At 73.3% G+C, this 13,631-nt stretch carries 15 protein-coding genes; 12 read left to right on the forward strand and 3 right to left on the reverse strand.

Going from position 1 to position 13,631, the window contains the following annotated elements:
• Nucleotides 1-4: 4 nt before the first annotated feature.
• Genes BJ999_RS43490 through BJ999_RS11825 form a run of 5 tightly spaced genes read left to right on the forward strand, consistent with a single transcriptional unit; the run spans nucleotide 5 to nucleotide 4,059 of the window.
• Nucleotides 5-1,201 (forward strand): cytochrome P450, encoded by a 1,197-nt coding sequence (locus tag BJ999_RS43490; RefSeq protein WP_229809846.1) that lies wholly within the window; start codon nucleotides 5-7, stop codon nucleotides 1,199-1,201.
• A complete protein-coding gene (locus BJ999_RS11810) occupies nucleotides 1,201-1,980 on the forward strand; it encodes an SDR family oxidoreductase (protein ID WP_179833339.1) in 780 nt (259 codons plus the stop codon). Before BJ999_RS43490 ends, BJ999_RS11810 begins: the two co-directional genes overlap by 1 nt.
• Complete coding sequence (locus tag BJ999_RS11815; RefSeq protein WP_179833340.1) at nucleotides 1,977-3,317, forward strand: cytochrome P450; 1,341 nt, start codon at nucleotides 1,977-1,979, stop codon at nucleotides 3,315-3,317. The genes BJ999_RS11810 and BJ999_RS11815 overlap by 4 nt, the downstream gene beginning before the upstream one ends.
• On the forward strand, nucleotides 3,314-3,508 hold the full coding sequence (locus BJ999_RS11820) for a ferredoxin (RefSeq protein ID WP_179833341.1): 195 nt from the start codon (nucleotides 3,314-3,316) through the stop codon (nucleotides 3,506-3,508). Before BJ999_RS11815 ends, BJ999_RS11820 begins: the two co-directional genes overlap by 4 nt.
• A complete protein-coding gene (locus BJ999_RS11825) occupies nucleotides 3,508-4,059 on the forward strand; it encodes a nuclear transport factor 2 family protein (protein ID WP_179833342.1) in 552 nt (183 codons plus the stop codon). The genes BJ999_RS11820 and BJ999_RS11825 overlap by 1 nt, the downstream gene beginning before the upstream one ends.
• A gap of 14 nt (nucleotides 4,060-4,073) precedes the next feature.
• On the opposite strand, the gene BJ999_RS11830 is transcribed toward BJ999_RS11825, so the two are convergent.
• Together BJ999_RS11830 and BJ999_RS11835 are read right to left on the reverse strand one after the other, a co-directional pair.
• Entirely contained in the window at nucleotides 4,074-4,547 is a 474-nt protein-coding gene (locus BJ999_RS11830) for a DUF3515 domain-containing protein (RefSeq protein WP_268247747.1), read from the reverse strand.
• On the reverse strand, nucleotides 4,540-4,773 hold the full coding sequence (locus BJ999_RS11835; RefSeq protein ID WP_149257826.1) for an Lrp/AsnC family transcriptional regulator: 234 nt from the start codon (nucleotides 4,771-4,773) through the stop codon (nucleotides 4,540-4,542). Before BJ999_RS11835 ends, BJ999_RS11830 begins: the two co-directional genes overlap by 8 nt.
• A 133-nt stretch (nucleotides 4,774-4,906) precedes the next feature.
• Between BJ999_RS11835 and BJ999_RS11840 the strand changes: the two genes are divergently transcribed.
• The 3 genes from BJ999_RS11840 (at nucleotide 4,907) to thiD (ending at nucleotide 7,703) form a co-directional block, all read left to right on the forward strand.
• A complete protein-coding gene (locus BJ999_RS11840; protein WP_179833344.1) occupies nucleotides 4,907-5,827 on the forward strand; it encodes a thiamine-phosphate kinase in 921 nt (306 codons plus the stop codon).
• Between the two features lie 102 nt (nucleotides 5,828-5,929).
• Nucleotides 5,930-6,826, forward strand: coding sequence for a cellulose binding domain-containing protein (locus tag BJ999_RS11845; RefSeq protein ID WP_179833345.1), 897 nt, complete (start codon nucleotides 5,930-5,932; stop codon nucleotides 6,824-6,826).
• 73 nt (nucleotides 6,827-6,899) lie between these two features.
• Nucleotides 6,900-7,703 carry a bifunctional hydroxymethylpyrimidine kinase/phosphomethylpyrimidine kinase gene (thiD, locus tag BJ999_RS11850; RefSeq protein ID WP_179833346.1) on the forward strand — a complete coding sequence of 268 codons (804 nt, stop codon included), beginning with the start codon at nucleotides 6,900-6,902 and terminating at the stop codon, nucleotides 7,701-7,703.
• A gap of 155 nt (nucleotides 7,704-7,858) precedes the next feature.
• Here thiD and rpmB read toward each other — a convergent pair whose 3' ends face one another.
• Nucleotides 7,859-8,053 (reverse strand): 50S ribosomal protein L28, encoded by a 195-nt coding sequence (gene rpmB / locus BJ999_RS11855; RefSeq protein WP_030164391.1) that lies wholly within the window; start codon nucleotides 8,051-8,053, stop codon nucleotides 7,859-7,861.
• 185 nt (nucleotides 8,054-8,238) lie between these two features.
• Here rpmB and BJ999_RS11860 point away from each other — a divergent pair, with 185 nt between their 5' ends.
• The 4 genes from BJ999_RS11860 (at nucleotide 8,239) to BJ999_RS11870 (ending at nucleotide 13,126) form a co-directional block, all read left to right on the forward strand.
• Nucleotides 8,239-9,834 (forward strand): DAK2 domain-containing protein, encoded by a 1,596-nt coding sequence (locus BJ999_RS11860; protein ID WP_179833347.1) that lies wholly within the window; start codon nucleotides 8,239-8,241, stop codon nucleotides 9,832-9,834.
• A 32-nt stretch (nucleotides 9,835-9,866) separates the two neighbouring features.
• Nucleotides 9,867-12,056: an ATP-dependent DNA helicase RecG gene (recG, locus tag BJ999_RS11865; RefSeq protein WP_179833348.1), complete on the forward strand. Its 2,190-nt coding sequence runs from the start codon at nucleotides 9,867-9,869 to the stop codon at nucleotides 12,054-12,056.
• A 30-nt stretch (nucleotides 12,057-12,086) separates the two neighbouring features.
• Nucleotides 12,087-12,194: a putative leader peptide gene (locus tag BJ999_RS43980; RefSeq protein WP_373292636.1), complete on the forward strand. Its 108-nt coding sequence runs from the start codon at nucleotides 12,087-12,089 to the stop codon at nucleotides 12,192-12,194.
• A 68-nt stretch (nucleotides 12,195-12,262) separates the two neighbouring features.
• Nucleotides 12,263-13,126 carry a HEAT repeat domain-containing protein gene (locus tag BJ999_RS11870; RefSeq protein ID WP_179833349.1) on the forward strand — a complete coding sequence of 288 codons (864 nt, stop codon included), beginning with the start codon at nucleotides 12,263-12,265 and terminating at the stop codon, nucleotides 13,124-13,126.
• Nucleotides 13,127-13,631: the final 505 nt, after the last annotated feature.

Raw genomic sequence — 13,631 nt, forward strand, 5'->3', positions numbered from 1 at the left:
GGCCGTGGACCCTGCCGCGCAGGTCTCCTACAGCCCCTTCGACTACGCCGTCCACGAGGACCCCTACCCCCTCTACGCGCGCCTCCGCGAGGAGGCGCCCCTCTACCGCAACGACGAGATCGGCTTCTGGGCGCTGTCCCGGCACGCCGACGTGTCCGCGGCCTTCCGCGACCACGCGACCTTCTCCAACTCCCACGGCGTCTCGGTGGAGCCGAGCGCCTGGGGCCCGCACGCGCCCCGGACGATGTCGTTCCTCGCGCTCGACCCGCCGCGCCACACCCGCATGCGCGCCCTGGTGTCCAAGGGCTTCACGCCGCGGCGGGTCAAGGAACTGGGGGACGGCATCCTGGCGCTGACGAGGCGCCATCTGGAGCCGGCCCTGGAGAAGGGCGAGTTCGACTTCGTCTCCGACTTCGCCGGCCTGCTGCCCATGGACGTCATCTCGGAGATGATGGGCGTCCCCGAGGCCGACCGGGCCGAGGTGCGCCGGCTCGCGGACACGGTCGTCCACCGGGAGGAGGGGCTGAACGACGTCCCGCCCGCCGGGATGGACGCGGCCCTCACCCTCGCCGGCTACTACCAGGACATGGTCGCCGAGCGGCGCCGCGCGCCGACCGGTGACCTGACCTCCGCGCTCCTCGACGCCGACATCGACGGCGACCGGCTGGACGACCAGGAGGTCATCGCCTTCCTGTTCCTGATGGTGGTCGCCGGGAACGAGACCACCACCAAGCTGCTCGCCAACGCCCTGTACTGGGGGGCGCGCAACCCGGACCAGGCGGCCAAGCCGCTCCGCGACCCGGCCCGCGTGGACGACTGGGTGGAGGAGACGCTCCGCTACGACACCTCCAGCCAGATGCTCGCCAGGAAGGTCGTGCGGGACGTCGACCTGCACGGGCGGCGCGTCCGCGAGGGCGACCGCGTGCTCCTGCTCGTCGGGTCGGCCAACCGCGACCCGCGCGTGTTCGACGACGCCGACGCCTACGACCTCGACCGCGACACCTCCCAGCTCGTCAGCTTCGGCGGCGGACGGCACTTCTGCCTCGGCGCGAACCTGGCGCGGCTGGAGGCGCGCATCGCGCTGACCGAGTTCGTGCGCCGCGTCTCCTCCTACGAGGTCGACCACGGCGGCGCCGAGCGCGTGCACTCGGTGAACGTCCGCGGTTTCGCCGCCCTGCCCGTGCGCGTGGAGGTGCGCTGATGCCGAGGTTCGACCCCCATCCGCGGCGGCGCGCGGCCGTGGTGACCGGCGCCTCGTCCGGGATCGGCGCGGCGACGGCGACGGCGCTGGCGACGGCCGGGCACCCGGTCGCGCTCGGCGCTCGGCGCGTCGAGATGTGCGAGGAACTGGCCGCGACGGTCCGGGCGGGCGGGGGAGAGGCGTTCGCGCACCCGCTGGACGTCGCCGACTCCGACTCGGTCAAGGCGTTCGCCGCGGCGGCCGCCGACGCGCTCGGCCCCGTCGAGATCGTCGTCTCCAGCGCCGGCGACCTGTCCGCCGGGCGCCTGCACGAGCTCGACACCGCCGAGTTCCTCGCGCAGGTGCAGGTCCACCTCGTCGGCGCGCACCGGCTCGTGTCGCAGTTCGTCCCGCAGATGGTGGCGCGGCGGCGCGGCGACATCGTGTTCGTCTCCTCCGACACCGTCCCCGCGCCGCGCTCCTGGACGGGCGCCTACGTCGCGGCCAAGAACGGCGTGGAGGGGATGGCCCGCACCATGCAGATGGAGCTGGAGGGGACGGGCGTGCGGGCGTCCATCGTCCGGCCCGGGCCGACCGCGACCGGCATGGGCATGAGCTGGGACGCGGAGACGACCGGCGCCGTCCTGGAGGACTGGGCCAAGTGGGGCCACGCCCGCCACCCCTACTTCCTGCGCCCGTCCGACGTCGCGGCCGCCGTCGCGGCGATCGTCGCGGCCCCGCGCGGCGCTCATCTCCGGCTCGTCGAAGTACAGCCCGAAGCACCGTTGGAGGAGTCGTGACCGCACAGGTGGAACCGCGCGTCGTGTCGGGCGGGCCCGACCATCTGGAGGAGCTGCGCTCGGACCCGATCGGGCTGATGCGACGGGTCCGGGACGAGTGCGGCGACGTCGGCGAGTTCCGCCTCGCCGGACGCCGCGTCCTGCTGCTGTCGGGCGCGGAGGCCAACGAGTTCTTCTTCCGCGCCCCCGACGAGGAGCTCGACCAGGCCGAGGCCTACCCGTTCATGACGCCGATCTTCGGCGAGGGCGTGGTGTTCGACGCCACGCCGGAGCAGCGCCGCGAGGCCCTGCACAACCAGGCCCTCAAGGGCTCGTTCATGAAGGGGCACGCCGCGACGATCTCCGCCGAGGTCGACCGGATGGTCGCCGGCTGGGGCGAGGAGGGCGAGATCGACCTGCTCGACTTCTTCGCCGAGCTGACGATCTACACCTCGTCCGCGTGCCTGATCGGGCGCAAGTTCCGCGAGCAGCTCGACCGCCGGTTCGCCGACCTGTACCACGACCTCGAACAGGGCACCGACGCGATCGCCTACGTCGACCCCCACGCCGACATCGACAGCTTCCGGCGGCGGGACGCGGCGCGGGCGGCGCTGGTGGAGCTCGTCCAGCAGATCATGGACGCGCGGCCCCCGAACCCGCCCCGGGAGGACCGCGACCTGCTCGACGTCCTGATGTCGATCAAGGACGCGGACGGCACGCTCAAGTTCGACGCCGACCAGGTCACCGGCATGTTCATCTCGATGATGTTCGCCGGGCACCACACCACGTCCGGCACCGCCGCCTGGACGCTCATCGAGCTGCTCCGCCACCCCGGCGTCCTGGACGGCGTGGTCCGCGAGCTGGACGAGCTGTACGCCGACGGCCGCGAGGTGTCGTTCCAGGCGCTGCGCGCCATCCCGAACCTGGAGTCGGCGATCAAGGAGGCGCTGCGGCTGCATCCGCCGCTGATCCTGCTGCTGCGGGTCGCGCAGTCCGACCAGGAGGTGCTGGGCCACCGCATCCCGGCGGGCACCATGGTCGGCTGCAGCCTCGCCGTCTCCAACCGGATCGAGACCGACTTCCCCGACGCCGACGCCTTCCGCCCCGAGCGCTACGCCGCGCCCCGCGAGGAGGACCTGCTCCACCGCTGGACGTGGGTGCCGTTCGGCGCCGGCCGGCACCGCTGCGTCGGCGCGAACTTCGCGATGATGCAGCTCAAGGCCATCTTCTCGGTGCTGCTGCGGGACTGGGAGTTCGAGCCGGCGCAGCCGCCCGAGAGCTACCGCAACGACCACTCGAAGATGGTCGTCCAGCTAGCCCAGCCCTGCGCCGTCCGCTACCGCCGGAGGCGCCGGTGAGGATCGAGGCCGACCTGGACCTGTGCCAGGGCCACGCCATGTGCGAGCTGGAGGCCCCCGACGTCTTCGAGGTGCCCTCCAAGGGCAAGGTCCGCGTCCTGGACGCCGAGCCGCCCGAGGACATGCGCGCCGAGGTGGCCTCCGCCGTCCGCTACTGCCCCACCCAGGCCCTCAAACTGCTGGAGACATGATGCCCGCGTTCCCCCGTGAAGAGCTCGACGTGATGGTCGAGCACTGGCTGGAGGCCAACCGCCGCTGCGAGGAGGCCGGCGACTGGCGCCCCCTCGCCGACCTCTACACCGAGGACGCCACCTACGGCTGGAACATCGGCCCCGGCCAGGACTTCATGGCCGTCGGGCGGGACGAGATCCGCGACATCGCGCTCGGCTCGGAGATGGGCGGCCTGGACGGCTGGACCTACCCGTACCAGAGCATCCTGGTCGACGAGCGCAAGGGCGAGGTCGTCGGTTTCTGGAAGCAGGTCGCCGACGCGCGCCGTCCCGACGGGACGGCGTACGAGGTGCTCGGCATCGGCGGGTCCTGGTTCCGGTATGCGGGGGACCGGCGGTGGTCGTGGCAACGCGACTGGTTCGACCTCGGCAACGTCACGTCGGTGTTCGTCGAGATGATGAAGGCCGGGGTGCTGTCGGACGGGATGAAGCGGCGGCTGGACCGGGCCGCGTCCGGGGAGCCGATCCCCGGCTACTACCCGCGAGGGGAGAGCCCGGTCCCGATCTGGTGATCAGAGGCGGGTGATCAGATCTGTCCCTCGGGCTTCGCGGGGATCGTCGCCTTGATCGACGGACCCAGCTCGATCAGCACGTCCCCGGCCGGGTTGTACTTCGGGGGCACCGTCACCTCGACGTAGGCCTGCCGCCCCACCGCGGTGAAGGTCACCGGCCGGTCGGCGGGCTGCCCGAACCAGTCGATCCCGTTGATGGTGACCAGCTCCGACGTCGGACGGAGCACCGCGGGCCGGGGAACGCCGCAGCGCAGCGCGATCGCGGGGGAGCCCCACGCGGCGGTCAGCGGGGAGTCGGGGGAGGTGTCGCGGCGCTTCTGGCCGTGCACCTTCTCGGGCAGCCGCAACCCCTGGCAGAGCCGCTGGGTGGCCGCGTCCGGGCTCGGCACGGGGACCTGCACGGCCCCGTCGCCGCACGCCGCGGCGAGCAGCGCCAGACCGCCGAGGACGGCCGTGAAGCGGTGAGATGCGGCAGAGCGCTCAGATATGAACGATCGGGCACGTGAGGGTCCGCGTGATGCCCTCGACGGCCTGGATCTGCGCGACGACGAGCTTGCCCAGCTCGTCCACATTCCGCGCCTCCGCTCGGACGATCACGTCGTAGGGTCCGGTGACGTCCTCCGCCCGGGTGACGCCGGTTATGCCGGAGATGTGGCTCGCCACCTCGGCGGCCTTACCGACTTCGGTCTGGATGAGGATGTAGGCCTGCACCATCACGTCCTCCCCAAGCGGAGAATCAACCGTCGGACGGTTCACCGTATCGTGTTACGCGCTGCCACGGGCGGTCGGGGTACGGCGTGCCCGGTGCGAACCGGGAGAAACGTGGGAAAGCGGGGGAACGGCGCAGATGGGCACGATTGGGGAGCTCGGCGAGTTCGGCCTGATCGGCCGCCTGACCCGGCGACTGCCCCAGGGCCCGGCGGTCCGGCTCGGCCCCGGCGACGACGCCGCGGTGATCGCCGCGCCGGACGGCCGCGTCGTCGCCACCACCGACCTGCTCGTCGAGGGACGGCACTTCCGCCGCGACTGGTCCGGCCCCTACGACATCGGGCGCAAGGCCGCCGCGCAGAACCTCGCCGACGTCGTCGCGATGGGCGCGAACCCCACGGCACTGCTCGTGGGCTTCGCGGCCCCCTCCGAAACCGGCACCGGCTGGGCCGAGCGGCTCTACGACGGGCTCGCCGACGAGTGCCGGGCGGCGGGGGCGTCCGTCGCCGGCGGCGACGTCGTGGCCGCCCCGCAGGTCACCCTCGCGATCACCGCGCTCGGCGACCTCGGTGGCGCGGCGCCGCTCACCCGGTCGGGGGCGCGCCCGGGCGACGTCGTGGCCGTCCGGGGCAGGCTCGGCTTCGCCGCCGCGGGGCTCGCGCTCCTGGAGGCCGGGCGGGACGGCCCCGAGGAGCTGATCGCCGCGCACCGCCGTCCCGAGCCCCCCTACACCGCCGGGGAGGAGGCGCGGACCCACGGCGCCACCGCGCTGCTCGACGTGAGCGACGGGCTCGTCCAGGACCTCGGGCACATCGCCGCCGCGAGCGGCGTCCGGATCGACGTCGACTCCGCGTCCGTGCCCGTCCCGGAGATCCTCGGGCCGGGCGGGCTGGGCCACGCCCTCACCGGCGGCGAGGACCACGCGTTCGCCGGGACCTACCCGGCGGACGCCGCCCTGCCCCCGTCCTGGAGGCGGATCGGGACCGTCGCCGCAGGGGCCGGGGTGCGCGTGGACGGCCGCCCGCCGCCCCCCGGAGCATGGGATCATTTCCCGGCCTGAACGCCCCGGTGCGCTCGGCGCGTAGAGCCGTGTGCGTTGACACATCCGGTAGGCATGCTTGGGACGGGTTTGGTATACATCCTGTGATCGAAGAGGGATGGGATGGGACGACACTCCAGGCTTGACCAACCTGACGACGACCCCGTACCGGGCGCCGAAGCGTCACGGGGGCCGTACTTCGGGGCTCCGGTCGACCCCTCCTACGACGCCTTCTCCGGGCCGACCGACGACCAGGTGTACGTGTCGCCGCACGACCGGGTCAGGTCGGGGCCGCCGCCCGCGCAGGCGGACGCGGTCGCCGAGCGTGAGCACGGCCCGCAGGGAGACCCGTACCGGTTCGCCCCGCTTCCGGGGGACTATCACGGCGACTACCCGGGCGCTCCCGCGGCGGCGTTCCCCGAGCAGCCGCGCGGGCCCTCGGCCGACCCCGGCGGCACGTCCGGCCCGCCTGAGTCCGAGACGGGCGACTCGGGTAGGAGCGGCTGGACGAAGATCGTCTCTGTGCTGCCCCTCCCGCTGCTCCCGATCGTCGCGCTCGTGATCGCCGTGGGGATCGTCTCCTACGCGCTGAGCACCCAGCAGATCTCCCTCAACTTCGCGGGCGGCTCCCCGAAGACCACCCAGACCGACCCGCGCGACAACCAGATCACCCAGCGCGGTCCCGGCGGGCGCGCCAGCCGCGGCGCGGGCCGCCCCGACGGCCTCGTCATCGGCTTCCGCGTCGCCTCCCGCACCCCCGGCGGTTTCAAGGCCACCGCCACCATCGCCAACAAGGGTCAGCGCCCCGTCACCGCGTGGGCGCTGGCCTTCAAGATCTCGAACGCCCCGGTCACGGCCGTCCGCGGCGCCACCGTCGTGCGGATCGGCCAGGTCGCCTTCGTCCGCGGCCGCACCGCGATCGCGCCCGGCGGCACCGTGCAGATCGTGTTCGCCGCGCAGGGCACCCCGTCCCGGCCGTCCAGCTGCGTCCTCAACAAGCTGCCCTGCACGCTGGTCTGAGATCAGGCCTTTCCGGTGGATCAGCGCTTCCGGTGGATCGCCGCTTCCCGCAGATCACCATAAAGTGGGCAGTATGACGCGCACTGCCACCGCCCCGCCCCTCGTGCTCACCATCGCGGGCTCGGACTCCGGCGGCGGCGCCGGCATCCAGGCGGACCTGAAGACCATGCTCGCGCTCGGCGTCCACGGGATGAGCGTCATCGCCGCCGTCACCGCGCAGAACTCCGTCGGTGTCCAGGGCTACTGGGAGCTGCCCCCCGAGGCCGTGCGCGCCCAGCTCGACTCGGTGCTGTCCGACATCGGCGTCCACGCGATCAAGACCGGCATGCTCGCGTCCACCGCCCTGGTCGAGATCGTCGCCGAGGCGCTCGCCGCGTCCGAGGCCCCCGCCGTCGTCGACCCGGTCGGCGTCTCCAAGCACGGCGACTCGCTGCTCGCCCCCGAGGCCGTGGACGCCGTCCGCTCGGCGCTGCTGCCGGCCGCGACCGTCGTCACGCCCAACCTGTACGAGGTGGAGCAGCTCACCGGCGTCAAGGTCGTGGACGAGTCCGGGCTGCGCGAGGCCGCCGAGGCGGTCAAGGCGCTCGGCCCCGCCTGGGTACTGATCAAGGGCGGGCACCTGCCGGGCGAGCCGGCCGACCTGCTGTTCGACGGGGAGCGCGAGCACCGCTTCACCGCGCCCCGGCACGACAACCGGCACACCCACGGGACCGGCTGCACGCTCGCGTCCGCGATCGCCTCGTACCTGGCGCTCGGCGACGACGTCCCGGCGGCGGTGGCCAAGGCGAAGGAGTACGTGACGGGCGCGATTGCGGCGGGCTTCCCGCTCGGCGCCGGCATCGGCCCGGTCGACCACGCCTGGCGGCACCGCGACTGAGCGGCGGCGGAACCACGGCGACACTACGGCGGGGGCACTGTGGCGGGGGCACTGTGGCGCACTGCCCGAGAATGCGAAAGTCGGCTCACCGGGAATCCCGATGAGCCGACCGAAGCCGTGAAGAGGACCGTCTCGCCGGGACGGCCCGGGAAGGCTCAGACCGTCGGCTTGACGACCTTGCCCGCCTTGATGCAGGACGTGCAGGCGTTGATCCGCTTGGTGCTGCCGTTCACGACGGCGCGCACGCGCTGGATGTTGGGGTTCCAGCGGCGCGGGGTGCGGCGGTGCGAGTGGGAGACGCGCATGCCGAAACCGGGTCCCTTGCCGCAGACGTCGCAGACGGAAGCCACGGGAAACTCCAAGTGGTGTCGATGCTCTGATCGGAGCGCCACCCGGCTGCCGCCTCGGGCGGGCCGGGCATCATGGGCGCTCACTGATGAGCGCCACGAACGTGGCGCGTGGACCAGACTAGCCGACAGCGCGTCGGGTTAGCGAATCGGCGGCGCCGCGACCCGGCGGCGCGGAAGGGAGCACGGTGGCCCTCGATGAGGCGGCGGTCCTCGACGGCGCGGCGGTGCGGCGGTGGTGCAGGCTCGCGGCGGAGGCCCTCGGACGGACGAGGGCCGAGATCGACGCGCTCAACGTGTTCCCCGTCCCGGACGGCGACACCGGCACCAACCTGCACCTGACCGTCCTCGCGGCCGCCGACGCCCTCGACGGGCCGCCGGGCGGCGCGGACCCGTGGCGGACCCTCGCGCAGGGGGCGCTGCTCGGCGCCCGCGGCAACTCCGGCGTGATCCTCAGCCAGGTGTTCCGGGGGCTCGCCGACGTCCTCGGCACGCTGGAGGCGCCGCCGGACGGCGCGGTCTTCGCGGCCGCCCTCGACCACGCGTCCGTCCTGGCCCGCGGCGCCGTCGAGCATCCCGTCGAGGGCACGATCCTGAGCGTCCTCGCCGAGGCCGCCGCGGCCTGCGCGGCGGCCCCCGGAACCGGGCTCCCCGAGGCCGCGCGGGCCGCCGCCGCGGGCGCCCGGCAGGCGCTGCGCCGCACCCCCGGCCAGCTGGACGTGCTGGCCCGCAGCGGCGTCGTGGACGCCGGCGCGGCCGGGCTCTGCGTGGTGCTCGACGCCCTGGTCGCCGTGATCACCGACGAGTACCCCGAGCGGTACGAGGTCCCGCCCCGCACCGCCGGGACGCCCGCGCCCGCGGGCCGGGCCCCGGCGCCGCAGGGCTTCGGCTACGAGGTGATGTACCTGCTGGACGCGCCCGACGACGCCGTCCACACCCTGCGGGAACGGCTCGACGGCATCGGCGACTCCCTCGTCGTGGTCGGCGGCGACGGGCTGTGGAACGTGCACGTCCACGTCGACGACGCCGGGACCGCCATCGAGGCGGGCATGGCGGCGGGACGCCCGCACCGGATCCGCGTCACCTACCTGCACGCCGCCGAAGGCGGACCGCACGCGCCGCACACCGGCCGTGCGGTGATCGCCGTCACCGCCGCCGACGGGCTGGCCGCGCTGTTCGAGGAGAGCGGGGCCCGGGTCGTGCGGCGCGAGCCCGGCGCCGTCCCGCCGCTCGCGGTGCTCGCCGAGGCCATCCTCGCCGCCGGCGACGAGGTGGCCGTGCTGCCGAACGAACCGGAGGTCCTCGCCCTCGCCGAGGCCGCCGCGGAGCGCGCGCGGGACGGCGGGGCGCGCATCGCGGTGGTCCCGACGAAGGCGTCCGTCCAGGGGATGGCGGCGCTCGCGGTGCACGACCCGCTGCGCCGCTTCGCCGAGGACGTGATCGAGATGACCCGCGCCGCGGGCGCCACCCGCTTCGGCCACCTGGAGGTCGCCGCGCAGGAGGCGGTGACGAGCGCCGGCCTCTGCCAGCCGGGCGACGTCCTCGGCCTGATCGAGGGCGACGTGGCGACGATCGGCGGAGATCTCGCCGCGGTGGCCCGCGACGTCCTGGACCGGATGCTGTCGGGCGGCGGGGAGCTGGTCACGCTGATCCCCGGACGGCACGCCCCGCCCGGTCTCGCCGCCGGCCTGGAGGAGCATCTGCGCCGGCGGCGCCCCGACGCGGACGTCGGCGTCTACGACGGCGACCAGGAACGCTACCCCCTGCTCATCGGCGTCGAGTGATTCCCGTCGCCCCCATCGGCTAGAAAAGACCCGTGGCAACTCTCGACGAACCGTTGCGCAAGGTCCTCGGCGACAAGACGGCCAACGCCCTGAAGAAGGGCCTCGACCTGCACACGGTCGGCGACCTGTTGCACCACTACCCGCGCCGCTACGCCCACCGCGGCGAGCTGACGCAGCTCAGCGGCCTCCAGGACGGCGAGCACGTGACCGTCATGGCCGAGGTCGTGAAGGTGCAGGGCCGCTCCCTCACCCGCAGCCCCGGGTACGTCCTGGAGATCACCGTCACCGACGGGACCGGCGAGCTCAAGCTCAGCTTCTTCGGCCGCAAGGGCTCCTACCGGCCCGAGAAGGAGCTGTCGCCGGGCACCCGCGGCCTGTTCGCCGGGAAGATCAGCACCTACGTGCCCCGCAGCGGCAGGACCGTCCGGCAGCTGGCCCACCCGCAGTACAAGGTCGTCCACGAGAAGGGCGCCGAGGAGGCCGCGCAGGAGTGGGCGGACGAGATCATCCCGATCTACCCGTCCACCAAGTCGCTGCCCATCGAGGCGATCAGCACGTCCGTCGAGACCGTCCTGGACCAGCTCGACCTGCCGGACGACCCCATGCCCGACGCGCTCCTGCGCCGTCGCCACCTGATCGGCCTGCGCGAGGCGTACGAGGGCATCCACCGCCCCCGCACCTGGGACGAACTGGGCCGCGCCAAGGCCCGCCTCAAATGGGACGAGGCCTTCGTCGTCCAGGTGGCCCTCGCCCAGCGCCGCGTCGCCGCCGCGTCGCTGCCCGCCAAACCCCGCCCCCCGTCCTTCGGGGGCCTCCAGTCCGAGTTCGACGCGCGCCTGCCCTTCGAACTCACCGAGGGCCAGCGCCAGGTAGGCGACGAGATAGCCGCCGACCTGGCCGAACACCACCCCATGCACCGCCTCCTCCAGGGCGACGTCGGCGCCGGGAAGACGGTGGTCGCGCTGCGGGCGATGTTGCAGGTGGTGGACGGGGGAGGGCAGGCGGCGCTGCTGGCGCCGACCGAGGTGCTGGCGCAGCAGCACTACCGGTCGATCACCGGGATGCTCGGCGACCTGGCGCAGGCGGGGCGGATCGGCGGCGCCGAGCACGCCACCCGGGTGGCGCTGCTGACCGGGTCGCAGGGGGCGAAGGCGCGCAAGGAGGCGCTGCTGGAGGCGGCGTCCGGCGCGGCCGGGATCGTCGTCGGCACCCACGCGCTGCTGCAGGAGACCGTCCAGTTCGCCGACCTCGGGCTCGTCGTGGTGGACGAGCAGCACCGGTTCGGCGTCGAGCAGCGGGACGCCCTGCGCGAGAAGGTCGACGGCGGCCGCCCGCACGTGCTGGTCATGACGGCGACGCCGATCCCGCGCACGGTGGCGATGACCGTCTTCGGCGACCTGGAGACCTCGGTGCTCGGGCAGCTCCCGGCGGGACGGTCGCAGATCCAGACGCACGTCGTGCCGCCCGAGAAGCCCGCGTTCCTCGCTCGCACCTGGGAGCGGATCAAGGAGGAGGCGGCCAACGGCCGGCAGGTCTACATCGTCTGCCCGCGCATCGGTGAGCAGGAGGGCGACGAGGGGGACGCCGTCGCGGCCGAGGACGGCGACCGCCGGTCCCCGCTCGGGATCATGGAGGTGCTGCCGAAGCTGGAGGAGCTGCTCGACGGGCTGCGCATCGGCGTCCTGCACGGCAAGCTCCACCCGGACGAGAAGGACGCGGTGATGCGCCGCTTCACCGCGCGGGAGCTGGACGTCCTGCTCGCCACCACGGTCATCGAGGTCGGCGTGGACGTGCCCAACGCCACCGTCATGGTGATCATGGACGCGGACCGGTTCGGCGTCTCCCAGCTCCACCAGCTGCGCGGGCGCGTCGGGCGCGGCTCCCTGCACGGCCTCTGCCTGCTCGTCACCGACGCGGCGGCGGGCGGCAAGGCCCGCGAGCGGCTGGACGCGGTCGCCTCCACCACCGACGGGTTCAAGCTGTCCCGGCTCGACCTGGAGCAGCGCCGCGAGGGCGACGTGCTCGGCGCCGCGCAGGCCGGGCGCTCGTCCAGCCTGCGGCTGCTCACGCTCCAGCGGGACGAGGACGTGATCCGCGACGCCCGCGAGGAGGCCACCGCGCTCGTCGAGGCCGATCCCGACCTGTCGGACCATCCCGGCCTGGCGACCGTCCTGACGTCCCTGCTGGACGAGGAGCGCGCGGACTTCCTGGAGAAGACATAACAGATATTGCCGACCTATTTGGTTGACAATATGCCTCGCGCGGGACACGATGAACGCGTGAACCCGAGTCGTGCGCTGATCGCCCGCCTGCACGTCGACCTCCGGCGCCAGGCGAGCGCGCTGTGTTCCCGTCGCTGATCCCGAGCCCCCAGCGGCGGGCCCGTGCCCGCCTCCGGATCCGACGGCCGACCAGGAGGCCACGTCCCATGACTCGCACCATCCGGCTCGACCAGGCGGAGGAGTTCCTCCGCGACCCCGACCCCGTGACACGCGTCGACGCCCTCACGGCGCTCGTCCGGGCCGCCCGAACGGGAGAGGCGCCGCGCGGCACCGGCGACACCTTCGCCTGGGCGCTCGCCGACGACCACGAGGACGTCCGCCGCGTCGCCGCCGACGCGCTGCGCGACCTGCCCGAGCTCTACTTCGGCGACGACGGCGTCGACGCCCTGCTCCTCGCCGCGGCCGGAGGCCGCGACACTGCCGTCCGCGACACCGCCGCCGACCTGATCGGCATCCTCGCCAAGGGCGCCGGCGAGCTGTACGCCCAGGGCTTCGAGGACGACGAACCGCAGGTCCGCATCCAGGCCGTCATCGGCCTGGTGGCGCTGCGCGAGGCCGCCCGCGTCGCCGAGGCCGCCGACGACCCGTCCCGCGAGGTCCGCGTCGCCGTCGCCGACGGCCTCGGCCGCCTCGCCCGCCCGTCCGGCCTGCCCGCGCTCGAACACCTCCTCGCCGACCACGACCCGGTCGTCCGCATCGCCGCCCTCACCGCAGCCGCCGAACTCGGCATCCCCGAACCCCTCGAAGGACGCGTCGTCACCTCGATCGCCCACGCCAACTGGCAGGTCCGCGGCCACGCCGTCCGCGCCCTGGCCAAGGCCCGCCCCGAGGTCGCCGTCCAACCGCTGATCAAGGCCCTGCACGACCGCACGGTCGACGTCCGCCGGGCCGCCGTCCAGGCCCTCGAACAGTGGGCCACCGACATCCCGGAGGTAGTGACCGCCCTGACCGAAACCCTCGCCGACCCCGACCCCGGAGTCCGAACCCAAGCCCGCTGGAGTCTTGCTTAATTGCTTTTTCTCCTCCTCGGGCCTTGGCGGCCCTCCATCGTCGATAAAGCGGGCGATCGCTGGCATCGCTCCGGCTCGCCTGGCGGCTCGCTGCGCGATCAGATTCTTGCTTCGCTCGAATCTGCCTTCGGACGCGATCGCCGGCCCCCAGCTTGTTGCGGGGTTCTGTGGTGGCTGAGGTAGGTGCGGTGGCTGAAGTGGTGCGGTAGTAGGTTTCTGTGGTTTTGTCCGGCTTGCCTGGCGGCTTGCTGGGCGGTGAGGTTCTCGCGGTCGTTCGAGCCGAACGCGAGAGAAGACGTGGCCGGTCCCATCGGTCCGGAGCTGGTACCGGCCACAGGCGGGTCGTCAGCGTGGCACGGCGCTGGCGGCCCGCTTTGCCGTGCTCATACCCTCGACATCGATCGAATCCCTCCGCGCAGACCCCCGCCCGCTGCGCAACCCCGCGACGACCTCAATGGTCGCGATCGCGTCCGAAGGCAGGTTCGAGCTTGCGAGAACCTGATCG

Source organism: Actinomadura citrea, assembly GCF_013409045.1.
GTDB classification, from domain to species: Bacteria; Actinomycetota; Actinomycetes; order Streptosporangiales; family Streptosporangiaceae; genus Spirillospora; species Spirillospora citrea.